Annotated in this window: 17 protein-coding genes and 2 tRNA genes; 5 read left to right on the forward strand and 14 right to left on the reverse strand. The window is 58.2% G+C overall.

The window, feature by feature from the left end:
- Window positions 1–107 precede the first annotated feature (107 nt).
- From RQ935_RS06445 to gltX, 5 genes are all read right to left on the reverse strand, one after another.
- Window positions 108–180, reverse strand: a tRNA-Glu gene (locus tag RQ935_RS06445).
- A 1-nt stretch (window position 181) separates the two neighbouring features.
- Window positions 182–252: transfer RNA gene (locus RQ935_RS06450), tRNA-Gln, on the reverse strand.
- Between the two features lie 63 nt (window positions 253–315).
- Window positions 316–2,001 (reverse strand): methyl-accepting chemotaxis protein, encoded by a 1,686-nt coding sequence (locus RQ935_RS06455; protein ID WP_311497669.1) that lies wholly within the window; start codon window positions 1,999–2,001, stop codon window positions 316–318.
- A 62-nt stretch (window positions 2,002–2,063) separates the two neighbouring features.
- Entirely contained in the window at window positions 2,064–3,689 is a 1,626-nt protein-coding gene (locus tag RQ935_RS06460) for a methyl-accepting chemotaxis protein (protein ID WP_311497670.1), read from the reverse strand.
- 111 nt (window positions 3,690–3,800) lie between these two features.
- Entirely contained in the window at window positions 3,801–5,339 is a 1,539-nt protein-coding gene (gene gltX, locus RQ935_RS06465) for a glutamate--tRNA ligase (RefSeq protein WP_311497717.1), read from the reverse strand.
- Window positions 5,340–5,567: 228 nt separating this feature from the next.
- Between gltX and RQ935_RS06470 the strand changes: the two genes are divergently transcribed.
- Together RQ935_RS06470 and RQ935_RS06475 are read left to right on the forward strand one after the other, a co-directional pair.
- On the forward strand, window positions 5,568–6,350 hold the full coding sequence (locus RQ935_RS06470; RefSeq protein WP_311497671.1) for a fumarylacetoacetate hydrolase family protein: 783 nt from the start codon (window positions 5,568–5,570) through the stop codon (window positions 6,348–6,350).
- The gene (locus tag RQ935_RS06475) at window positions 6,350–9,139 is read left to right on the forward strand and encodes a DUF3516 domain-containing protein (protein ID WP_311497672.1); all 2,790 of its coding nucleotides are present in this window, start codon (window positions 6,350–6,352) and stop codon (window positions 9,137–9,139) included. Before RQ935_RS06470 ends, RQ935_RS06475 begins: the two co-directional genes overlap by 1 nt.
- 15 nt (window positions 9,140–9,154) lie before the next feature.
- Here RQ935_RS06475 and RQ935_RS06480 read toward each other — a convergent pair whose 3' ends face one another.
- Together RQ935_RS06480 and RQ935_RS06485 are read right to left on the reverse strand one after the other, a co-directional pair.
- Complete coding sequence (locus tag RQ935_RS06480) at window positions 9,155–9,583, reverse strand: TA system VapC family ribonuclease toxin (RefSeq protein ID WP_311497673.1); 429 nt, start codon at window positions 9,581–9,583, stop codon at window positions 9,155–9,157.
- A complete protein-coding gene (locus RQ935_RS06485) occupies window positions 9,580–9,816 on the reverse strand; it encodes a ribbon-helix-helix protein, CopG family (RefSeq protein WP_311497674.1) in 237 nt (78 codons plus the stop codon). Before RQ935_RS06485 ends, RQ935_RS06480 begins: the two co-directional genes overlap by 4 nt.
- Before the next feature lie 222 nt (window positions 9,817–10,038).
- Between RQ935_RS06485 and RQ935_RS06490 the strand changes: the two genes are divergently transcribed.
- Complete coding sequence (locus RQ935_RS06490; protein ID WP_311497675.1) at window positions 10,039–11,268, forward strand: hypothetical protein; 1,230 nt, start codon at window positions 10,039–10,041, stop codon at window positions 11,266–11,268.
- Window positions 11,269–11,309: 41 nt separating this feature from the next.
- Here RQ935_RS06490 and RQ935_RS06495 read toward each other — a convergent pair whose 3' ends face one another.
- Window positions 11,310–11,759 (reverse strand): ribose-5-phosphate isomerase, encoded by a 450-nt coding sequence (locus RQ935_RS06495; RefSeq protein ID WP_311497676.1) that lies wholly within the window; start codon window positions 11,757–11,759, stop codon window positions 11,310–11,312.
- 237 nt (window positions 11,760–11,996) lie between these two features.
- Here RQ935_RS06495 and RQ935_RS06500 point away from each other — a divergent pair, with 237 nt between their 5' ends.
- Both RQ935_RS06500 and RQ935_RS06505 read left to right on the forward strand, forming a co-directional pair.
- Window positions 11,997–14,849 (forward strand): DivIVA domain-containing protein, encoded by a 2,853-nt coding sequence (locus tag RQ935_RS06500; protein WP_311497677.1) that lies wholly within the window; start codon window positions 11,997–11,999, stop codon window positions 14,847–14,849.
- Window positions 14,850–14,864: 15 nt separating this feature from the next.
- The gene (locus RQ935_RS06505; protein ID WP_311497678.1) at window positions 14,865–15,929 is read left to right on the forward strand and encodes a hypothetical protein; all 1,065 of its coding nucleotides are present in this window, start codon (window positions 14,865–14,867) and stop codon (window positions 15,927–15,929) included.
- Window position 15,930: 1 nt separating this feature from the next.
- On the opposite strand, the gene RQ935_RS06510 is transcribed toward RQ935_RS06505, so the two are convergent.
- From RQ935_RS06510 to RQ935_RS06535, 6 genes are all read right to left on the reverse strand, one after another.
- On the reverse strand, window positions 15,931–16,470 hold the full coding sequence (locus RQ935_RS06510) for a hypothetical protein (protein WP_311497679.1): 540 nt from the start codon (window positions 16,468–16,470) through the stop codon (window positions 15,931–15,933).
- A gap of 62 nt (window positions 16,471–16,532) precedes the next feature.
- On the reverse strand, window positions 16,533–18,413 hold the full coding sequence (gene ilvD, locus RQ935_RS06515) for a dihydroxy-acid dehydratase (RefSeq protein WP_311497680.1): 1,881 nt from the start codon (window positions 18,411–18,413) through the stop codon (window positions 16,533–16,535).
- 207 nt (window positions 18,414–18,620) lie between these two features.
- Window positions 18,621–19,628: a GTPase Era gene (gene era / locus RQ935_RS06520; RefSeq protein WP_311497681.1), complete on the reverse strand. Its 1,008-nt coding sequence runs from the start codon at window positions 19,626–19,628 to the stop codon at window positions 18,621–18,623.
- Window positions 19,629–19,670: 42 nt separating this feature from the next.
- On the reverse strand, window positions 19,671–20,951 hold the full coding sequence (locus tag RQ935_RS06525; RefSeq protein WP_311497682.1) for a hemolysin family protein: 1,281 nt from the start codon (window positions 20,949–20,951) through the stop codon (window positions 19,671–19,673).
- 8 nt (window positions 20,952–20,959) lie between these two features.
- Window positions 20,960–21,412 (reverse strand): rRNA maturation RNase YbeY, encoded by a 453-nt coding sequence (ybeY, locus tag RQ935_RS06530; protein WP_311497683.1) that lies wholly within the window; start codon window positions 21,410–21,412, stop codon window positions 20,960–20,962.
- Window positions 21,413–21,414: 2 nt separating this feature from the next.
- On the reverse strand, window positions 21,415–22,425 hold the full coding sequence (locus RQ935_RS06535; protein ID WP_311497684.1) for a PhoH family protein: 1,011 nt from the start codon (window positions 22,423–22,425) through the stop codon (window positions 21,415–21,417).
- Window positions 22,426–22,427: the final 2 nt, after the last annotated feature.

A 22,427-nucleotide genomic window follows, 5' to 3' on the forward strand; every position in this document is an offset into this window, starting at 1 on the left:
CAGTTCCAGCGTCTGGGACAACCGGAAGGGTGTAACCAAAAAACTGCGCGATTTCCGCGCAGTTTTGGCAAACATTTATGCAGTTTGAGACCTCTTCCAAGAGGTAGTACCCCCAATGGGATTTGAACCCATGTTACCGCCGTGAGAGGGCGATGTCCTAGGCCGCTAGACGATGGGGGCGCTGGGGTACCAGGATTCGAACCTAGACTGAGTGAACCAGAATCACTAGTGCTGCCGTTACACCATACCCCATAACACTCGGCGCAAAAACCTCTGTCGAGATTTTCGCACCGAGTGTCAAGGTTACCCTAGTAGTTAGGCATTTGGCAAGTTATCGGCATCGCCTTTCTTTTCGTAAACCAGCATCGAAATGTTGTCATACATCGCTTGTGAGGCCTCGACCAATTCGTCCGAAGCGTGCTGGAGAGTTTCCACACCCTTGCCGGCTTCCTGAGCAATCTCTTGGTATTGGGAAATGGTTTCCGCAATGGAAGCCGAGCCGGTCGCAGCTTCTGCCACAGAACGACTCATTTCGTTCGTAGTGGCAGTCTGTTCTTCCACAGCCGCCGCGATAGTGGTCTGGTAGTTGTTAATCTGATTGATAATGTCAGAAATCTTTTCGATTGCTGCCACCGCACCATCCGTATCCGCCTGAATAGCCGTAATCTTGGCGGTGATGTCGTCGGTAGCTTTACCGGTTTCCTGGGCTAGATCCTTGACCTCACCAGCCACCACCGCGAAGCCTTTACCGGCGTCCCCGGCACGAGCGGCCTCAATAGTCGCGTTCAGGGCCAGCAGGTTCGTCTGTTCGGCAATAGCGGTAATGGTGTTCACCACGTCACCGATTTCGCGCGAGGACACCCCGAGCTTAGACACCGTCTCACTGGTGCGCTTCGCGACTTCCGTCGCTTCACTCGCCACCCTGGCGGCTTCGTTAGCGTTGGAAGAGATTTCGCGAATCGAGGCACCCATTTCTTCGGCGCCCGCGGCCACGGTCTGAATCGACTGCGTCACATCTCCGGCAGCACCGGCCACAACCTGCGTCTGTGCGATGACTTCTTCGGTCTCCTTGTAGCCCTCATCGATGCCGTCGCCGACATCCTTAGCCACCGAATTGACCTTCCGAGCCATCGCGGCTGCAGAACCCACCACTTGACGCAGGGTCGCCAAACTCTCATTGAGTTTCATCGCCACGTCGCCCAGCTCGTCATTCATCAGCATCTCAGCTTCATCGGTCATGTCGCCCTTCGACAACGACTCAATGGAATCGCCCGTGTTCGCCACGGTCTTGCGAAGCACGCGGCGCACAAAGAACCCAATCAGCAGCGCAACAACCAGCACCACCAGGTAGACGACGCACATGACAACCAAGACAATCGTGGCAACCGCCTGTGATTGCAGGGTAGCGGCATCCATCTTGGATTCCAATCCCTTAACAATCTGCGGGACCAGGTCGCTGAGCTGATTAGCCAAGTCCAGCACATCAATAGCCGCGGCTTCTTCGCCCCTACCCTGGTTGACGAGTTCAGTAATCTGATTGACCTCAGCTTCAAACTTCTTCATCACGTCCGTAGCTTGAGCCACCAGCGGGGCAATGTTCTGATCCTTGATCTTTGACATTTCCTCCAAGCGCTGATCGGTCAGCTCCATGAAGTGCTTAACGTTCTCAGTAGCCGCTTTCATCAAGCCTTCGCGCGCTTCGGGACTGATGGTCTGGGACGTGCCAATCCGTTTGAGCTCGCGTTCTGAGGCAATCAAACGGGTCATGTCATAGTGCATCGCCTGGGCCGCCTCAACCTGAGTCTGTTCAGCTACATAGGTTTCCGTGGAGTTGCCATAGATGCGCACCCCCACCACGAACAGCAGCAGCATCACCAGCAGACCGGCGATACCGGAAACTCCGATGGCGCCAATCTGCACTACCAAGGGCATCCGCCGCATTTTCTTTCCTTTGGCGTTAACCCGCGCTTTACCAGCATTCTTAACAGCCGCATCACTCATTTTCTTTTCTCCAGTATTCGAGTTCGCTGTATTTTGCAAATCCGTAGTCACAATCGTCCTCCCTAGTGTTTGAACTCATTGAGGCGGGTAACCAAGTCGTGCGACTCCGTGGCCAGCACGCCCATCTTTTGGTCCACATCAGCGAATCTGTCAGCCAAGTTCGTGGTGTTGCGGGCGATATCCGCAACATTTTCCGCAATGGTGGTGGAACCGTCAGCAGCCTCCGAAACCGACCGGCTCATTTCATTGGTCGTGGCGGTCTGTTCCTCAACCGCCGCCGCAATGGTGGTCTGGTAATCATTGATGGAGGCGATGATATTAGAGATTTCTTCGATGGCGGCCACCGCGGCCTCGGTGTCCGTCTGAATCTGCTCGACCTTCACGGCGACTTCCTCAGTGGCTCGTCCCGTTTCTGCCGCCAAGTCCTTGACCTCACTAGCGACCACGGCAAAGCCTCGTCCGGCGTCTCCCGCTCGTGCGGCCTCAATAGTCGCGTTCAGAGCCAGGAGGTTCGTCTGTTCCGCTACCGCCGTAATCGTCTCGATGACCTCGCCAACCTCGCGAGAAGACTCGCCGAGTTTAGCCACGGTTTCATTCGTTTGCTGGGCGACTTCCGAAGCTTCCTTGGCCACTCCGGCAGCCGCGTTGGCGTTGGAAGAGATTTCTTTGATCGATACGCTCATTTCCTCCGCGCCGGCGGCGACGGTTTGAATAGAGCGGGAAACTTGCTCAGCTGCCGCCGCCCCGCTGTTGATGTAGTCGGTAGCTTTCTGGGTAGCGCCCACTGCTCCGCGAGAACCTTCCCCAATCCCTTCGGTAATCTTGCCGACGTTCTCTGCCGTCCCGATGGTTACGGTGAGGCTTTGACGCAAGCCGCCCATAGCCTCGTTGAAGTGGTCGCCCATATCGCCGACCTCATCCCTGCTGTGACGCTGCACCTCGGCGGTGAAGTCGCCTTCCGTCAGTTTGTCCATTCCAGCGGAGAGGGAGCGAACCGACTTAATCATAGGAGCTACCAGCAAACGCACCATCAAGAAAACCAACACCGCCCCAACAATAAGGATAACGATAGAGATAATGATGGTGGTGCTTTCGGTAGTGGCTCGCGCCTGTGCGGAAGCCTCGCGTTCGGCCTGGTAAGTGTCCAACAGAGCACGAGACTTATCCGCAAAAATGAAACCATTTTCTTCTTGGTACCGACCAAAGACATTCGAGGCATCCACGGCCTGGGCTTCATCGCCGACCGCGTTTTGGGTGAACTGACCCCACGCTGCGGAATAGTCTTCCACGGCGGAGCGCATATCCGCTACCAGGGCTTTTTGCTCGCTGGTCAACGAGGCCTTCTCGAGACTGCCAAGGCCATCATTGACCTTACCCAGCAACTCATTGACCTCGTTGACGGTATCGCCTGAGCCGCTCAGGTTCCCAATCTTTCCAGCTTGCAGTTGGGTGAGCAACATAATGTCTTGGGAACGAAGATTAGACCAGTTGATTCTGGCGTCTTCGACCAATTCTACTTCGTCAAAGCTGGCAACCTCTTTTTGGAATACTCCCCGGTATGCCTGCAGTGAGATGACCATGTAAATCAACATCAGCCCCATCAGCACTGCCGCGAGCAGTACTATGATGTGGGTCTTCATAGCGATAGAAAGCTTCTTTGTTTTCACTTGTAACTCCTGATTATTCACAGCTGTGTCAATCGGATAGTGTCGGACTATCGGAGTTAAGTATATTAAAATATCAAGGAAAATTGGGGCTTTTTAGAGAATTATCAAGAAAAACTCCCCCTGCAAGGAAAGTTAACCTAAGAAATCGATAAATTTCCTGATTCTCCGCAGAGTTTCTTGCTTCCCCAGGATACGCATGGAGTCAAAAACCGGGATGGATACGTTTGTACCGGTTACGGCCACGAACAGAGGCGCAAAAGCTACGCGTGGCTTAACTCCCAAGCCATCAATCAGCGCCGCGTTCAAGACCTCGTGAATTGTCTCAGCGTCGGCAAATGCCTGGTCGCCATCGGTTTCCAGGGCCTCGGCAGCCGCCTTCAGAATCGCGGCGGGCTCACCTTTCAACTTCGAGACGGCCTTTTCGTCGTATTCCACTTCATCACGGAACAGGAATCCAATCAGTCCCGGGAGCTGGTCCAGCTGCTGAATGCGGGTTTGCGCCAGCGGTGCCGCCTGATCCAGCACGGCACGTTGCGCCTGGCTCAGGGAATCGTATTCCGCTGCCTCGACTAAACCGGCTGCCGCCAGGAACGGCACCGTCCGACGGGTGAAATCGGACTCGTCCAGAAGGCGGATATGCTCGGCATTAATCGCGTTGCATTTCTTAAGGTCAAACCGGGCCGGATTAGGGTTTACCGCTCGGATATCGAAAGCCTGGGCCATCTGTTCGCGGCTAAAAATATCGTTATCCGCGGCGTAGGCCCAACCCAGCAGCGCCAGGTAGTTGACCAAGCCTTCGGGAATAATTCCATGCTGTTTATGCAGCAGCAAGTTCGATTCCGGATCGCGTTTCGAGAGCTTCTTATTTCCCTCGCCCATCACGTAAGGCAGGTGCCCGAAATAAGGCATGAACTTCGCGACCCCCAGGGCATAAAGTGCCCGGTAAAGCACGATTTGGCGGGGGGTGGAGGACAGCAGGTCCTCGCCGCGCAGGACGTGGGTAATCTCCATCAGCGCATCGTCTACTGGGTTCACCAGAGTGTAGAGCGGCTCCCCGTTGGCGCGGACAATAACGTAATCGGGCACGGAGCCGGCTTTAAAGGTAATGTCACCACGCACCAGGTCGGTGAAGGTGATGTCCTCGTCCGGCATTCGCAGACGCAGCACGGGTTTACGGCCTTCCTTGATATACGCCTCCCGCTGGGCAGCGGTGAGGTCGCGGTCGAAGCCGTCGTAACCCAGCTTCGGATCCTCGCCGCGTTCGCGGTGGCGTGCCTCGACTTCCTCGGGAGTCGAGAAAGATTCGTATGCAAAGCCCGCTTCTAGCAGCTGACCAGCCACTTCGCGATAGATATCCATGCGCTCTGATTGGCGGTAAGGGCCGTGAGGACCGCCCACGTTGATGCCTTCGTCCCAGTCCAAGCCCAGCCAGTCCAAGGATTCCAGAATCTGGTTAAAGGATTCTTCGGAGTCGCGCGCCGAGTCGGTGTCCTCAATCCGGAACACGAAAGTCCCCCCTTGGGAACGCGCATAAGCCCAGTTGAACAGGCAGGTGCGCACCATGCCGACGTGGGGGGTGCCGGTCGGGGAAGGACAGAACCGCACGCGGGTTTTCGGTCCGTCCGCAGGCGGCACGGGGATTGCAGAGACTTCAGGCAATTCGGTATTCATCACAGAGTCAATCATATATCCCCGGCTCAAAGCTTTTTTCCGAGGAGCCTCGAATCGCTGTTCCGGCTGATTTTGACGCTCGTCGGTTGGTGGGTTTCGGGATGCGCGTGCATTATAAGGGGAAAATAGCCGGGTAGCTGCCAATAATGGCAGCTACCCGGCTATTCTCCACCTTTAGGCGCAACCCAGCGAGTATCCGCTGAGTTCCGCGATTGATAAACTGACCCCATGCGAGTTATACGTTTTGATAAAGGCGACGATACCTACGGTTTTGGCGTGATGGAGGACGACACGGACCGGATTACGGTCTTGGCGGAAAACCCCCTGTACAGTCCCGATAAAATCACCCCCACCGGCCAAATTTTGCAGCTGGAGGACGTGCGCCTGGTCGCCCCGGTCATTCCCGCCTCGAAAGTCGTGTGCGTGGGGAAAAACTACCTGGAACATATCCGCGAATTCGGTTCAGCGGTGCCTGATGCCCCGATTCTGTTCATCAAACCCAATACCTCGGTCGTTGGCCCCGGCGCACCGATTGTCCTGCCGAAGTGGTCCAACCATGTCGATCACGAAGTCGAACTAGGTGTGGTCATCAAACACGTCGCGAAGGATATTAACCCCGAAAACTGGAAAGACTACGTGTTCGGCTACACCATCGGTAATGATGTTTCCGCTCGCGATGCCCAGAAAGCTGACAAACAGTGGACGCGCGCCAAAGGGTTTGACACCGCTTGCCCGCTCGGGCCGTGGATTACCGTGAATCCTGAACTCGATGTGCAAAACCTGCGCATCCGCAGCGAAGTGGACGGCGAGGCCCGCCAAGACGACACGACCGCCAATATGATGCACCCGGTGGGCGAACTGGTGACCTACATTTCCCAAGCCATGACCCTGCTGCCCGGTGACGTCATCCTCACCGGCACCCCCGCCGGTGTTGGCCCGCTCACCGAAGGCTGCACTGTGACCTGCGAAATCGAGGGCTTGGGCCAACTGAGCAACCCGGTGCGCCGCTGATGGAGGCTCTCAATCAACTGCTGGACGACCTGGAGGATCGCGGCGCACTCACGGACCCCGTCGAGGTCCTGCTCGCGTTTCAGGAATGGGCCGAATCTACCGGCCGCCCGCTTTATCCTCACCAGCAGGAGGCTGCCGAGCACCTGATTTTGGAGGATAAGCACCTCATCGCGCCCACCCCCACCGGTTCAGGCAAGTCCCTGATCGGGGTAGCCGCGATTTTGTGGTCACTAGCCCGGGGCGGCGTTTCCTATTACACCGCACCGTTGAAGGCGCTGGTCAGCGAAAAGTTCTTTGACCTGGTGGATCTGTTTGGCGCCGCTAATGTGGGCATGGTTACAGGCGACGGTTCGGTCAACGCCGATGCGCCGATTATCTGTGCTACGGCGGAAATCCTCGCGAATCAGGCGCTGCGCTGGGGAGATGACCTCAACGTCGATACCGTGGTGATGGACGAGTTTCACTACTATGCTGACCCGGAGCGTGGCTGGGCGTGGCAGGCTCCCCTGCTGACGCTGACGAAGACCCGGTTTGTGCTGATGAGTGCCACGTTGGGAGATACCTCGTGGTTTGAAAAGAACCTGCGGGAAGTCACCGGGCGCGAAGTCGCGGTGCTCGATTCCGCCAAACGCCCCGTGCCGCTGGAGATGTCCTACGCGGCTGAACCACTGGAAAAAATCCTGCAGGGTCTGGCCAATCAGGATCGGCTGCCGGCCTACGTGGTGCACCCCAGCCAACGTGCCGCGGTGGAAGAAGCCGAACGAATCGCCAGCCTGGATTTGCGCTTGGGTCTGGATCCCGACACCGCCGCCCAGCTCAAAGACCAAGTAAACACCGTACAGTTCCATTCCTCTTTTGGGAAAACCTTGAAACCGCTGCTGCTGAAAGGCATCGGGATTCACCACGCGGGAATGCTGCCCCGCTACCGCAGGCTGGTCGAAAAACTCGCTCAGGCCGGCCTGCTCCGGGTCATCTCCGGAACCGACACTCTCGGGGTCGGCATCAACGTCCCTATCCGTACCGTCGTCATGACCTCCCTGGTGAAGTTTGATGGGAACAAGGAGCGTCACCTGAATTCCCGTGAGTTCCACCAGATTGCCGGGCGAGCGGGTCGCGCCGGATTTGACACCGTGGGATATGTGGTGGCACAAGCCCCGGAGTGGGAAATCGACAATGCTATCGCGCTCGCTCGGGCGGACGGGGACGCAAAGAAACTTGAGAAAATCAAGAAAAAGAAAGCGCCGGATGGCCGCACTTCCTGGACGGAAGGGACCTTCAACCGCCTGACGGAATCACAACCCGAAGCGATGGTGCCGCGGTGGAAAATTACGCACGCGATGGTGCTGAACACCCTGCAAAGGCCCGGCGACCAGGCCGAGAACCTCAACACTTTGGTGTACCGCAACCACAACGTGCCACGCGCCGCCGGACCGGCGAAGGATCGCAATCCCTTTGCGGACACATTGCAACACATTCTGGAATCCCTAGAGGATTCCGGGGTCATTTCCGGAGGGCAGCTCGCGCACGGTGACAGCGCCGATTCCGGCACCGGGGCGGGCGGTCCGCAGCACAGGAACTGGACTTTGACGGCGGACCTGCCCGAGACGTTCGCCCTGAATCAAGACTTGGCGCCGTTTGCCCTGGATTATTTGCAGGCGTTTACGGACCACGCGGACTCTTCCAGCGCGGATACGCCCGCTGCCGGGGGAGCGTTCGGGGACACTCTCGATGTGATTTCTGTGGTGGAGTCCGTTTTGGACGACCCCAATGCCATCTTGCGCGCCCAGGAACGCGCTGCGAAAGACCGGGTATTTGCGGAACTGAAAGCGAGCGGGGCGGACTATGACGAACGGCAAAATGCCTTGGAGCGGACGACTTACCCCAAACCCTTAAGCCAGGAACTCGAAGCCGCTTTTGAGACCTACGTCAAGGCGAATCCGTGGGCGCGCGGATACTTCATTTCCCCCAAATCCGTCATTCGCGAGATGGTGGAAACAGGTCAGACTTTCCAGGCTTTTGAGGCCAGCTTGAAAATCGAGTTTTCCGAGGGAGTATTGCTGCGCTACCTGTCTGATGCGTGGCGCGCGCTGACCCAGATTGTGCCCGAACCGTTGAAAACCGAACGGTTTATCGAAGTGCTGGATTGGCTCAACGACACCATCGACAAAGTCGACTCGTCCCTGTTGGATGAATGGAAATTCCTGGAAAATCCAGAACTGCGCAAAACAGCAAACCTGGACGGCACCACCTCTGCTGGCGGGCAGGACGAAACGGAGCTGGCCTTTGGCGAGCGCCCGGACGGAACTTTTGACTACCGCCTCAACCCCGCCAAACTCGGCACCGAGCTGCACCGGGAGCTGTTCCGCTGGCTCGATATGCTGGGCGGAGACGAGTTCGAGCGGCTTACCGCAATGGAAACGAAACTGCGCTCTGACCAGGGCGGAGTGTCCCGGTCACTGGCGGAAATCCCCCCGATTACCGAAGCGGGCTGGGATCGGCAGCTGGGAGCCTACTGGGATGCCCACGACTTCATGGAAACGGTCGGGGAGGCCCGCCACCAGCGCAATTTCCACGTCATCACCCAGCCCACCGAGGCTGACCTGCCGGCCGGTGCAGGGAACCTATTGAACCCCGAAACCGCAGAAAACCCGCTGTGGCTGGCGGAGTTAATCATTGTGGATGGCGACGAAGACCTGGACTTTGCCCTGTACGCCGCCCTGGATTCGGTTGCCTCAAACGCGGCCGGCCATCCCGTCTGGGCACCCATCGGTCTTCTGGAACGCCCCTGAGTCAGCCAGACAGAATCAGCCTTCGAATGGGTTGATGACGCGTAGCCCCGGAAAGGCCGCGAAGTCAGAATCGACGGACACTATGGGGACGCCGTGCTCGATGGCTACCGCGGCCAAAGCAGCATCCATTACCCGTGCACCGCTAAGACCAGCGTCAAGCATGAGGGATTTAAAGATACTGGCGGTTCTCTCGGTCGCTGGTGGCACCCATACAACAGGGGACGCCAGCCATCCGTCCATAATTGCCCAAGCCTGCTCACCGGTGAGCGGTTGATTGTAAATCCGCGGATTCGTCACGATGCGAATAAAGCCGCAGATGGTTTGCCAGGGGATTCCAATCCGAGAATTTCCGGTCAGATTGCGTTCAATCCATTTTCGGGCAACTTTACATTGTGACGCTGTGTCATCGACTGCATATACCAGGACATTTACGTCAAGAATCACCGACGGTCGCCCTCCAGGAAGTCCAGGTATTCAAGGACTTCGCAGGTCTTATCGAGTGGGATTTTTGCACCCATTGAATGGTGGATATTCGGAACCTGGTAGGTCTGTTCGCGCTTCACTGCCCCGCGGTGAATCAAGGTATTGGCTGCATCCGAAAGCCCCATGCCAGTATCGCGGCGCAGCGCAGCCACAGCCGCCGCGGCTTCTTCATCCAGGGTAATCGTCGTCCTCATACCCCAATTTTACCGCAGAATTCCACCAGATGCATCATGATGCGCGCAAAGCCATGGTGGATTTTTCAGTGGAGTCAATAGCCCTTCCGGTCGCCTTTTCGGGAGCACTTGCGGTATGCGAGGTGCAAGAAGTCGAACAGATTTATTCGACGGGTATTTTGAAAATATGCGCCTAATGTGTGTTAACCTGAAAGCAAATCCGAGCGATGCAAGGAGTCAAAAATGACCGATGAGGTACCCCCCGCAAATCTCGGGAACTTTGACAACCCACCATCGATGAACGCAATTGGGGCACAACCGCAAAAAAAGAGCTCGAGACTGGCGCTCATTATTGGCATAGTTGTTCTTGCTGTGATTCTGATTGCGGGATTGGCCATTAAGTTCCTTGTCCTGGATCCCGCAGCGGAGCGAACGGAAGCAGTTAACGCCTTTCAAGATGCCACATCTGCGTGCGAAACTGCCAACAGTGATTTTGCGGCGGCGCTGAGCGAGGCCGCGATGGCTATCGAAACCGACCCCGAGACCTTAACCAACGAGGCGCTTATCGGAGATTTGGAAGAAGCCATTGCAGATGCAAAATCCGTAACGCCTTGTGAATCCCCCAAGATGGCAGGGACAACCAAGGGGATTACCCAGCAAACCGAAGACATGAACACCGTCACTCAGAAGGTTACCGACTCCACCACTGCCTTGACTCAAGCCACTGAGGCCATCACCGCAAACCAGGAAGAAAAGAAAGCTGCAAAGGAAAGAGCCCGTAAGGAGGCCGCCGCCAAGATGCAAACCGGCTGGGCTCGCATAGTAACGGACGAAGGCTACAAAATCGATCTCACGTGGAAGGGGCTTGGTCTGAATGTTGATAATGACAGCACAGAAGGAGAACCCGGCAATTCTTTAATCACTGTTCATACCTTCATTGAAAGTGCGACTGCCACAAATAAGACTCCCGGGAAAAAGATTGAGTTCACAGGAAACGTTGTAAAGCTTTTAATGGTAAATCTTATACCTGTTTACGACACCAATATATGCGACATCACCAGCAATTATGTAGAAGAAACGTATTACGATGATGAAAAGTGCTCAGCTGTTGAGTTAGGTGGAAAACAATACTACACATCGATTTTATTTGCCGGCAAGCAAAACCAACGGGACATAGGTTCTTTGATAATGGCCACGGGTCCGTTCGATGTAGACGAGGAAATTACATACGATAATGAATACGGTACAGATGAGGGATACAAAGTCGAAGTATCAAACGACATCGCCGATGAACTTGCCGAGACGCTGGCAGAACCGGCGGGATGGCTAGCTGTTATAGACAAGAATCCTTTGGTGTCAGGGGTCATGGTAGGCGACAGGAAGCCTTTTACACCTCGCTGCCACAGCTTCATCCCGGATGGTTACTACGACTACTGCCTGGTTGGGGCGAGCTCAAACCTCAGTTTGGGCTGATTCAAAAGGTAATTGGGTTTTTGATGTAATCAAAAACCCAATTACCGCTGGTTTTCGTAATCGCTGAGCTGACCAATGCGCCGGGAGTGGCGCTCTTCGCCGGAAAAGTCCGTGGTCAGGAATACTTCCACAAAACGTTCGCATTCCTCAACGGAGTGCTGGCGAGCGCCTATGGAAATCACGTTGGCATTGTTATGCAGACGAGCGAGGCTCGCGATTTCTTCGTTCCACACCAGGGCCGCGCGAACGCCTTTGACCTTGTTAGCGGCGATTTGCTCGCCGTTTCCCGAGCCACCCAGCACGATTCCCAAAGAACCCGCGTCCGCCATCACGCCCTCGGCGCAGGCAATGCAGAAGCCCGGGTAGTCGTCATTAGGGTCATAGGCGGCAGGTCCGTGGTCGACAACTTCATAGCCGCGTTCCCGCAGCCAAGTCACCAGATGCTGTTTCAACTCGAATCCGGCATGGTCGGTACCAATGTGTACGCGCATAGAATTTCCTCTCGTGTCGAATCTGGCCTGCCTGGGCACAGCCAAGAACATTTATATCCTATCGAGAATCTTTCGACGCGTTGTAAAACTGCCCAATTCGTCCCCAAACCCCCTAATCGCCAACGATTTCCCACAACTCCGGGTAAAATTCCCTACTGAAGTATGTATGCGCAAAGCCAGAGCCTCTCAGAGCGGCAGGCTGCGCTGCTGAAGATGCAGAATGGAAAGGACCGGTACATGAGCGAGGATGCCCCGCAGCTGCTGACCAGTGAAGATATCTTTTCGGCTCAGTTCCCTGCGACAAAGTTCCGCGATGGGTACGACCAGAATCAGATTGACGACTACCTCGATGAGGTGGTTCGCGTCCTTTCCTATTACGAAGCCCTGAATGCCGCGCCCGAAGCGGAGGTGGATTTGGCTTACATTACTGTCCGCGGCCGGGATGTGCGCGAGGTCGATTTCGACTACACCCGAATGCGCGTGGGCTACGACCAAGACGCCGTGGATGACTACTTGGATCAGGTCGCCGCCACTTTGGAGGCATACGAAAAGCTGTACGGCATCCCCCCTTCAGACCAGCGCTACCAGGTATTACAGGTGGACGGGGCAGCGCTGGAAGCCGAGGCCGCCGAACAAGCCGCCGCCTCTGGCGAGCTGCCCAACAACGGTATGCCCGCTGGCGAGGAAACCGTAACCCCGATTGAACTTTCGTCCGAGGCTCCGGCAGAGGCTCCGACCGCGACTCCGGTCGAGGAAAACGCGCCAGAAACCGCCGCTTCCGCCCCGTCTGTTCCCGCCGAGGCTGAACCTGCGACAGACGAGGACTCTGGGGTGCGTTCTTCCGTTCTGGGTACTCCCACCGGGTCGATTCCCGCAGTTCAGCCGGTTTCTTTCGAAGAAGCGGTGTTCACCGATTACGGGACTGGCTCGCCTGAAAACGGTGATTTCGGCGGAACGGGTGCCGTAGGTTCCCCCAACTTTCCTCCGCTCAACTCGCCGGTGTCAGCCGGCCCCGAAACGCCGGCTCAGGAGGCAGCTACGTCCCCGGTCGAGGGCGGTGCCGGCCAGGATGCTACCAACGAGGCTTTGCCCACACCGGAGACTGCGACAGAACCGGCCGGCGAACCCAGTAGCGCAACAGCCCCGGCAGACGCCATCCCGGGGGCTGGCGACGAATGGGGCGAAGTTCCGCAATATCCCGAAACTGCCCAGCAACCGGAAGGTACTGACGCGACAGCTGCTCAACCCTATCCCGAAGCCGGATACGACCCTTACCAGTCCTACGGTTATGACGCTTATGGTCAGCCGATGCCCGCAAACCCCGCGGATTATCAAGACAATGCCGGTCAATATCCGGGCTATCCTCCCCAGACCGGGTACGGCTCACCCTACGGCATGGCGACGCCGGAAGGCTACGGCTATTCGCCGCAAGCTGGGGACGAAAACCAGGCTTATATTCCGGACGACACCACGATGGTCATGCCGGTCACTCCCGCCGCGCCCTTGGGAGCCGCAGCTCCGAACGAAACGCCGTCCGAGTATGCTCAGGGCTATGAACAGCCTGGATACTCGGCAGGATATGAGGTTCCCGCCTCGGAAACGACGCCGGATTACGATTCCAGCTTCGATGCTGACCAGGAAAAGTCCTATGACCTGGAAGAATCCCTGGACGATGATTATCCAGAAGAAATCACTTTGGATGACTCCTCCGCTTTGCCGGCAGATTTGACCGACACGCAGGCTGATTCCGCGGCTTTACAGGCGGATTTTTACGCTCCCGCCACCCCGGAAGAAGCGCCGACGTCCCCCGCTCCGGCGGAGCCTGCCGGTTACTATCCCCCGGAGTCTTTCCCCGAGTCGACAACTCAACCCTACGCCGACTTGACGCCGTCCCCTTATGCTGCACCGGAATCACCCGCGGCTACCCCGCTACCGTATGGGATGCCGGAGCAACCCGGCAGCCCCGACGGTTCCTGGCAGGCGCCAAACCCCTACCAGACCGAAGGATTTACGCCTAACGAGTGGAGCGGCACACCGCAACCGTCGACTTTTGAACAGCCCGCCGCGCAGCCAGCTGCCCCGGACTTCACGGCAAATGAACCCGTAACCTATCCAGCTCCCGGTTCGGAAACTCCGACAGAACCCGCGATGGATCAGCCCGAGCCGGCCAGCGAGGTTCCCGCCGCCCCCGCCCAACCCGCCGAGCCCAGCGTTTCGACTTTCCAGATGCCAAAACTGGAAACGGCAGAAATGGGTCAGTTCGAGACCACCCCCACCTCGGTCAACGATTTGGGTGCGACACACCCGGATTACGCCACGCCGGGTGAGCCCCTGAAAGCCCCACTGACAGATGTGGTGGCTCCCCCGCTGCCGACCCCCGGAGTGGGGATGGATTTGGGTCAAATTCGCGAAAAACTTGAGCACGAACAGGCCGCTCCCCAGGCACAACCGGAGCCGAAGCTGGCCGATGTGCCGGGGGTTCTGATGACGCCTACCCGCAGTAACGCCACGGTCCCGCCAACTGAAATTCCCGCCACGACCGCGCCGAGTGAGCCGGCCGAGCCAGCCTCGGAGGAAACCGCCACGGAACACCTTTCCGCGACACGGCTGGAGGAACTGGCGGCGCAGAATGCCGCGTCGGTACCTGATGCGGTGCCGGATATTCCGATGGTCGATACCCAATCTGGGGATAATGAATCCGCGACGGGTCAGCCGGCCCCGATTTTCCCGGAGGACTCCAACCCGCGACCCATGCTGCAAGGCGAGGAGCCTTTGGCAGAGGTCGATCCGGACGGACGTTTCATCCCGCACTTCTTGGCTGGGTATCGGTCGAATTTGGATACTTTCACGTCCGTGTACGGTGCCCTTGACGAGGGCGGTCCGCGGGCCAAGCCGGCTTCGATTGCGAAACTTGAGGCTCAGCAGCGCCGTAAGTCGATTACCACGGGTTACCTGGTGACAGTAGCCACTTCGCGACCCCTCGGGGCGGACGATCAGGTCTTTGTGCGTCTCTCGGATGGGCGCGAAGTCCCAGTGACCTCGGCTTCCTCTGACTTTGAGGGTGTTCATCTGACCATTCCGCGCGTTTGAAGGTTTTTCTCTCCAATGTCACACACTGCGAAACACAGCAATCCCTACTACGACGCCGCCGACGAGAAGCGGCGCCGGATACGGCGCGGCTTTGTGGCGCTGGGGGTAACCCTGCTGGCCGGGGGGCTGGTAGCAGGGGCGGTAGCTGTGGCCGTTACCCAGCTGGCTCGCCAGCCTGAGGTGAGCGCTTCTTCCAGTCCTTCCCCCACCGCGCAGCAGCCGGGGGATTCTGCCGCTTCCGGCACTAAATCTGAAACAGCTACTCCCAGCAGTTCCGCTTCGCCATCCGCCCAGGCTACGAGCCCGAGTGAATCTCCTACGTCCCAGGCACCTTCTGCCGCCCAAGTTCAGGGCTGTGACGGCACGGCACTAACATCTCCCGCCGCCGGGCGGCTCAGCAGCCAGGATTTACGCGCGGCGTTTGAAAAAGTCGGCCGAGACACGGGAGCAACCATTTCCGCGGCCTGGTTTGACCCGGTCAGCTCCAAGATCGAAACCGCCGGGTCTGGGCAGGCCTGGGTGGCGTGGTCGACCTCAAAAGTTCCGGTTTCTGTGGCGGTGTCCCAGGCCGGGAAGGCGGGGGCTCTGGCTGGCTCGATGTCGGCGGCTTTGCGTCAGTCGGATAACGGTGCCGCCGAGGCACTGTGGCAGTCCTTGGGCGCAAGTGACGCCGCTCGAGCTCAGGTCGTCACCCAAGTGCTGCGTCAGGCCGGAGACAACTCGACTACAGTCCCGTCCGTGCGGCTGCGTTCCGGGTTCACAGTTTTTGGGCAAACTCCCTGGACCACCGCGTCCCAGGTGGGGTTCATGATGAAACTGCCCTGTTTAGCAGGTTCAGGTCCGGTGGTGTCCAATATGGGGCAAGTCAGCGGCGGCCAACGCTGGGGAATGGGTCGGCTGCCCGGTGCTACTTTCAAGGGCGGTTGGGGGCCGGGCGTGAGCGGAGGCTACCTGGTGCGCCAGATGGGCTGGTACCAAAACAGTGAAGGCAAACGGGTGCCCCTGGCTATTGCCGCCCAAGCCGGCTCTTTCGACGGCGGCATCGGCGTGTTGAACAAGCTCATAGCCGCCCTGGGCTGAGTTACTGCTGGATATAAACCACTGCGTTCTTGCCGCCGGTGCAAACCACCACGCTGGCCTGGGAAAGCTGGCAATACATTTTGTATTCGATATTCGTGACTGGACTGTACGCATAGACTGTACCCGTGCCGCTTGACCAGTATGCGTCAGCAACATTTTCCGCAAATTCGCAGCTGGTCACGCTGTTAACCGCGATAGTCGAGCCACATGTGGCGGTAGCGCCGCTAGGCGGCCAAGGAATATTTTTGGCCTGTCCCCCAGTCACAGTTTGGCCAGGCTGCTGCTGCACTGTGACGGTCGGTGCCGGGCTAACCATCACTGTAGATGTCGGTTGACCCTGCGGCTGTGCCGCATTGGTGTTGGCTTCAGGCTTATCTTTGCCCAGGAACATCACCGTTAAAACGACCGCCAGCCCCACTATGATGATTCCCAAACCAGCGACGATGCCAACCAAAACAGGGTTAACTGAGGACCCTTGTTGCGTCGCAGGGTAGACCATCGGCTGCTGAGGGGGATACTGAGGAGGATTAGGGTACGTCATAGTTTCTCCTTAGGGACATCTCGAGAAAATGGTACCACCTGTATCCCACGAATATCGCTGTTTTATAAGCCGAGCCTGGCCAGGAGGCCTGTCACGTCACGAGCTGCCCCTTTGTCGGCTGACAGGGCGGTGGCGCCGTAGAGTTTCAGGGCGTCAGAGACTTCCCGGTCGCGGTGGGGCTGCCACGGGTGCGGGCTTGCCTCCATCGCCGCGCGGCGCCGCTCGATTTCGTCATCTGGCACGTCCAGGGTCAGTTCCTCGCGGTTTACGTCGATGATGATTTTGTCCCCGTCCTCAATCAGGCCAATCAGCCCGCCCGCGGCTGCTTCGGGGGAAATGTGACCGATAGAAATCCCGGAAGTACCGCCGGAAAATCGTCCGTCGGTAATGAGCGCGCAGGTTTTGCCCAAGCCCCGCCCTTTCAGGAAAGACGTGGGATAGAGCATCTCTTGCATCCCCGGTCCGCCCGCGGGGCCTTCGTAGCGGATCACGACTACGTCCCCGGCCTGCACGGTCTTGTCGAGGATTTTTTCTACGGCTTCCTCCTGGGATTCCATCACGATAGCGCGGCCTTCGAAGTGGAACAGTTCGGGGTCAATGCCCGCCGCTTTCACGATAGCGCCGTCGGGTGCCAGGTTTCCGCGCAGCACGGTCAGCCCTCCTTTCGCCACGTAAGCGTGCGCCACGTCACGAATACAGCCCGCCGCCGCGTCCGTGTCCAGCGTGTCAAAGCGGGCGGTGGCGGAAAAGGCGTGGATAGTGCGCTGGTTGCCGGGAGCGGCGTGGAACAGGTCGAGAGCCTCCGGGCTGGGTGTGCCACCGCGCACGTCCCAGTCCGCCAGCCAGGCGGCCAGGTCGGGGTAGCACACAGAATGCACGTTTCGGTTCAACAGCCCGGCACGGTCCAGTTCGCCCAGCAGCGCCGGTACTCCCCCGGCCCGGTGGACGTCCTCCATGTGATAGTCGTTGTGGTTGGGGGCGACTTTCGCCAAGGTCGGCACGGTGCGTCCAATCTGGGCGATGTCCGCCAGCGTAAAGTCGAGTTCGGCAGCTTGGGCGGCCGCCAGAAGGTGCAGCACCGTGTTCGAGGAACCGCCCATCGCCATATCCAAGCTCATCGCGTTGGCGAAAGCCTCCCGGGTCGCAATGGCGCGCGGCAGCACGGAATCGTCCTCGTCATCGTAGTAACGCTTTGCCAGTGCCACCACCAGCTGGCCGGCACGTTCAAAGAGTCCGCGCCGCGCCACGTGGGTCGCCAGGGTGGAGCCGTTGCCCGGCAACGCCAAGCCCAGTGCCTCAGTCAGGCAGTTCATCGAGTTCGCGGTAAACATTCCCGAACAAGATCCGCAGGTCGGACAAGAGAGTTCCTCGACTCGCTGCAGTTCCGCGTCGTCGATGTCGTCGTTGGCGGTGGCGTTCATGACGGTTATGAGGTTGCCCCGCCCGCCTTTTGACGGTCCGACAATGTCAGCGGCGGGTATACCTTTGCCGGCCTCCATCGGACCGCCCGAGACAAACACGGTGGGAATGTTGAGCTTCAGCGCGGCGTTGAGCATTCCGGGCGTGATTTTGTCGCAGTTAGAGATGCACACCAGGGCGTCAGCGGTGTGGGCGCGCACCATGTATTCCACCGAGTCGGTAATAATTTCGCGGCTGGGCAGGGAATAGAGCATTCCGCCGTGACCCATCGCAATCCCGTCGTCGATAGCAATCGTGTTGAATTCGCGGGGCACCCCCCCGGCTTCACGCACCGCGTCGGACACAACCTTCGCGACCTCCCGCAGGTGAATATGACCGGGCACAAACTCAGTAAAGGAGTTCGCAATAGCTACAATAGGCTTGCCAAAATCGTCATCGTTCATGCCGGTGGCGCGCCACAAAGAGCGAGCTCCCGCCATATTCCGCCCGGTAGTGGACGTTGCACTATTGAGTATGCGTGTCATGTTTGTCTCCTTTAAGAGTTTTATTAATACTCAAAAGCTATTGTAATAATCCGCCGCACGTTCGACGAAAACGGGGCGACACGGATGTGCTGGTTCGCCGCTGCGAACAGAAAATATACAGATATTAAGTATCGAAATGGTTTTGACTGCCTCGGGCATATCATTAGCGCCGACACCCGCGAGGCCTCGCGTGGGCCGGTGCTGTGCTCAGAAACCCAGACGATTCAGCATTTTTGGATTGCGCTGCCATTCTTTGGCAGTGCGCACGTGTAAATCCAAGAAAACATGATGCCCCACTAGGGCTTCAATCTCGGGGCGAGCCTGAGTGCCGATTTCCTTGAGTCGGCTGCCTTTGCGCCCGATGACGATGGCTTTTTGGCTGTCGCGTTCCACAAACAGGTTGACGTGAATCTTCCAAGTTTCCCCGTCTCCGGAACGTCCTGGTTGCTTGATAATCTCTTCCACCTGCACCGCGAGGGAGTGGGGCAGTTCCTGGCTGAGGCTTTCCAGGGCGGCTTCCCGAATCAGCTCGGAAATCATGGCCGTGTCGTCCTCGTCGGTGACCTGGTCGCGCGGGTACAGCGGCGGAGACAGCGGCAGGCGCTGGCCCAGCAGGTCAATCAGCGTTTGCACCTGCGTGCCTTGCCGAGCTGAAATCGGCACGATTTCCGCAAAGTCGTGCAGCTGCGAAACGGCCAGAAGTTGCTCGGCGACCTGTTCGCGGGTGGCCACGTCAGTTTTGGTGACGACCGCAATAGCTGGGAAGTGCGCGGTTTTCACTTGGGTGTCCACAATGCGCCGGTCGCCCGGCCCGATGGGTTGATCGGCAGGGACGCAAAAGACCGCCACGTCGACTTCGGAAAAAGCGTCCTCCACCATGTCGTTCAGCCGCTGTCCCAGCAGGGTGCGCGGCCGGTGAATGCCGGGAGTGTCTACCAAAATGAGCTGAAAATCAGGGCGATGCACAATCCCGCGCACGACCCGGCGCGTCGTCTCAGGACGAGCCGAAGTAATGGCAATCTTGCGCCCCACCATCGCGTTGATCAAGGTGGACTTGCCCACATTGGGCCGCCCAATGACGGCGGCGAACCCGGCACGAAAGTCCTCGGGCCAATCGCGGGTGAACAGCCCCGCCGACCCCGCCGCCAAGTCTGGCGACCCGTCGTCGCCCGCGGCATCCAACGCATCCAAATCCGGAAAATTCACGTTATCCATTGTGCAAATCCTACTGTGTTTCGAGTGTTCTGTCCGCGACCGCTAATCTTCATCGAGCATCGGAGGGACCACCCGGACCGAGATGGCGGAAACCTGGCGGCGCCGCCCTTCTGCCTCTACCGCCCGCAGTTCCAGCCCGTCCACCGATGCAAACGCCCCCACCAGCGGCACCACTCCGACAGCTTTCGTCAACAGGCCGCCCACGGTGTCCACGTCCTCGTCGTCAATCTCGGTGTCCAGCAAATCGTTGAGGTCGACCAAGGGAAACCGCGCAGGGACGATCCAGCTACCATCGGGCTGCGGCTCAGGTTCCTTCTCGGCGTGGTCATGTTCATCCGAGACTTCCCCGATGACCTCCTCGACCAGATCCTCCAAGGTGACCAGCCCGGCGATGAGGCCGTACTCGTCCACCAGCACCGCCATGTGGTAGCTGTTCTGCTGCATGTCGCGCAAAGTGTCGTCGACCAGGTTTGTTTCCGGAATGAACTTGGCTTCGCGCATGGCCTGCTCCGCGGTCATCTGCCGCGACGCAGGATCCGAGTTGACACGACGTAATACATCTTTTAGGTATAAGATTCCGCGGATGTCATCAGTATCATCGCCGATGACGGGCACGCGGGAGTAGCTGGAACGGACGAATAAAGTCAACGCCTTGTCCAGAGTCTTTTCGGACTCAATCGTGACCATGTCCACGCGCGGCACCATAACTTCACGCACCAGGGTGCGTCCCATTTCGAAAACGGACCAAATCATCTCTCGGTCGGCGTCCTCAATGGTGTCAGGCTCCCCCATCTGGTCGACCATTTCGCGCAGGTCCTCGGCGACTTCATCACGAGCTTCCTGGTCAGTCTGACTGGACGGGCCCCGCGCGGTGCGCAGTAGCAGCCCGAAGGGCTTACCCGCATTCCACGCCGCCACCAGGAACGGCGCCAGGTAGCGCACTGTCGTATTCGGATAGCGCCGCCCCAACCGATTCCACGGCAAAGTCAGAACCACCAGCAATAACGCCCCTACAGCGACGACCAGCATCGCCACCAGCCACCAGCTAAGAGGCAGTCGGGACGCCAGCAATGCCCCGCACCCCACCGCCGCGGTCGTCACGAAAGCACGGCAGGCGCGCAAGCTGGCGAGCACCAGACGGCGATTTTCGGCTAGCTGCGAGATCTTCCGAGCGTGTTTCGCACCTTCTTCCGCCAAATCTTCCGCCGAGGCGACACTCAGCCGCGACACGGCGCCCTCCCCCAGGCTCAGCGGAACCGCCAGCCCAAAAGACACTGTCGCGATGAGAGTCAGGACTGCACCGGCCACTTCGGAGAACTGCATACTGGCCCCTATCGATTTGCCAGGAAGTTCAACAGCAGTTTGCGCTGCAGGGTAAACATGGCTTTTTCTTCTTCCGGCTCGGCGTGATCGAATCCCAGCAGGTGCAACAATCCGTGTACCGTCAGCAGCAGCATTTCTTCAATAGGGGCATGACCGGCGTCGCGTGCCTGTTCGGCAGCAACGTCAGGGCACAGCACGATATCCCCCAGCACCCCGGCTTCGCTGGGCATCCCCTCGCGCCCCGGCGTCAGCTCGTCCATCGGAAAGCTCAAGACATCGGTAGGACCAGGCAAATCCATCCACTTTACGTGCAGGTCAGTCATGGTTTTAATATCCACAAACATGATGTTGACCTCGGCGGCGGGAGACACATAGAGCTGTTCCAGGCAATAGGACACCAGGTCAACGAACTCGCTCATCTCCAGTTCCCACGCGGTTTCGTTATTGATTTCCACACTCATGGTTATTCCCTTCCATAGCCTTGGGGGCGGCGCGATACGGTTTGGCTTTCGTAGGTTTCATAAGCGTTGATGATTTTCCCGACCAGCGAGTGGCGCACCACGTCCGCTGCACTCAAATAGCTAAACGCGATGTCGGGAACATCGCTGAGGATTTCGCTGACCTGTTTCAGACCGGAAGGCTGGCGTGAGGGCAGGTCTATCTGAGTGATGTCGCCGGTCACGACCATCTTGGAGCCAAATCCCAGACGGGTCAGGAACATCTTCATCTGCTCGCTCGTGGTGTTTTGCGCCTCGTCGAGAATGATGAAACTGCCGTTCAAAGTACGTCCGCGCATATACGCCAGGGCGGCGACTTCGATGGTGCCGTCACTCATCATGCGGCTAATGGTGCCGGTATCGAGCATCTCACGCAAGGCGTCATAAAGAGGCCGCAGGTAAGGGTCGATTATGTCGGTCAAGGTGCCGGGCAAGAACCCCAGGGTTTCCCCCGCTTCGACGGCCGGACGGGTCAAGATGAGTCGGGTCACTTCCCCTTCCAGCAGCGCTTTCACGGCACGAGCCATCGCGAGGTAGGTTTTTCCGGTTCCGGCCGGTCCGATGCCAAAAGTGATGGTGTGAGAGTTGATGTCGTTCACGTACCGGGCTTGACCCTCGGTTTGGGGACGAATGACTTTTTCACGGCTGACAAACACGGCCCGATACCGGGCGTCAGCAGCCCGGGTGGGCGGCTCCGACAGCGCGCGAGGGCTGGGGGCGCGCCGGTTCATTTGAAAACCATAATCCGGTATATTTTGTTTTTCGATGTGCGGCTTCGTGAACAGGGCCCGCACCGCCCGCGTGGCAGGCTCCAGGTCGGCGTCAGGGCCTTGAATGAAAATCTGGTTTCCGGCCACCCAAAAGTTGAGCGTGGGGAAATCATCTTCCCAGTTGTGCAGGTTGGCGTCGTTCACCCCGAGGACTTGAATCATCGGGATTTCGTCAGGAACCTCAACAGCGACTCGTTTCTGAGCCATGG

Source organism: uncultured Mobiluncus sp., from assembly GCF_963511525.1.
In the GTDB taxonomy this organism is placed as follows: domain Bacteria; phylum Actinomycetota; class Actinomycetes; order Actinomycetales; family Actinomycetaceae; genus Mobiluncus.

What these genes read in the sequence shown, in the direction of transcription:
- RQ935_RS06500 (WP_311497677.1), top strand. Translation starts at nt 11,997, where the DNA reads ATGAGCGAGGATGCCCCGCAGCTGCTGACCAGTGAAGATATCTTTTCG.
- RQ935_RS06510 (WP_311497679.1), bottom strand. Translation starts at nt 16,470, where the DNA reads ATGACGTACCCTAATCCTCCTCAGTATCCCCCTCAGCAGCCGATGGTC.
- RQ935_RS06470 (WP_311497671.1), top strand. Translation starts at nt 5,568, where the DNA reads ATGCGAGTTATACGTTTTGATAAAGGCGACGATACCTACGGTTTTGGC.
- RQ935_RS06490 (WP_311497675.1), top strand. Translation starts at nt 10,039, where the DNA reads ATGACCGATGAGGTACCCCCCGCAAATCTCGGGAACTTTGACAACCCA.
- ilvD (WP_311497680.1), bottom strand. Translation starts at nt 18,413, where the DNA reads ATGACACGCATACTCAATAGTGCAACGTCCACTACCGGGCGGAATATG.
- RQ935_RS06485 (WP_311497674.1), bottom strand. Translation starts at nt 9,816, where the DNA reads ATGAGGACGACGATTACCCTGGATGAAGAAGCCGCGGCGGCTGTGGCT.
- gltX (WP_311497717.1), bottom strand. Translation starts at nt 5,339, where the DNA reads ATGAATACCGAATTGCCTGAAGTCTCTGCAATCCCCGTGCCGCCTGCG.
- RQ935_RS06455 (WP_311497669.1), bottom strand. Translation starts at nt 2,001, where the DNA reads ATGAGTGATGCGGCTGTTAAGAATGCTGGTAAAGCGCGGGTTAACGCC.
- RQ935_RS06535 (WP_311497684.1), bottom strand. Translation starts at nt 22,425, where the DNA reads ATGGCTCAGAAACGAGTCGCTGTTGAGGTTCCTGACGAAATCCCGATG.
- RQ935_RS06495 (WP_311497676.1), bottom strand. Translation starts at nt 11,759, where the DNA reads ATGCGCGTACACATTGGTACCGACCATGCCGGATTCGAGTTGAAACAG.
- ybeY (WP_311497683.1), bottom strand. Translation starts at nt 21,412, where the DNA reads ATGAGTGTGGAAATCAATAACGAAACCGCGTGGGAACTGGAGATGAGC.
- era (WP_311497681.1), bottom strand. Translation starts at nt 19,628, where the DNA reads ATGGATAACGTGAATTTTCCGGATTTGGATGCGTTGGATGCCGCGGGC.
- RQ935_RS06525 (WP_311497682.1), bottom strand. Translation starts at nt 20,951, where the DNA reads ATGCAGTTCTCCGAAGTGGCCGGTGCAGTCCTGACTCTCATCGCGACA.
- RQ935_RS06475 (WP_311497672.1), top strand. Translation starts at nt 6,350, where the DNA reads ATGGAGGCTCTCAATCAACTGCTGGACGACCTGGAGGATCGCGGCGCA.
- RQ935_RS06505 (WP_311497678.1), top strand. Translation starts at nt 14,865, where the DNA reads ATGTCACACACTGCGAAACACAGCAATCCCTACTACGACGCCGCCGAC.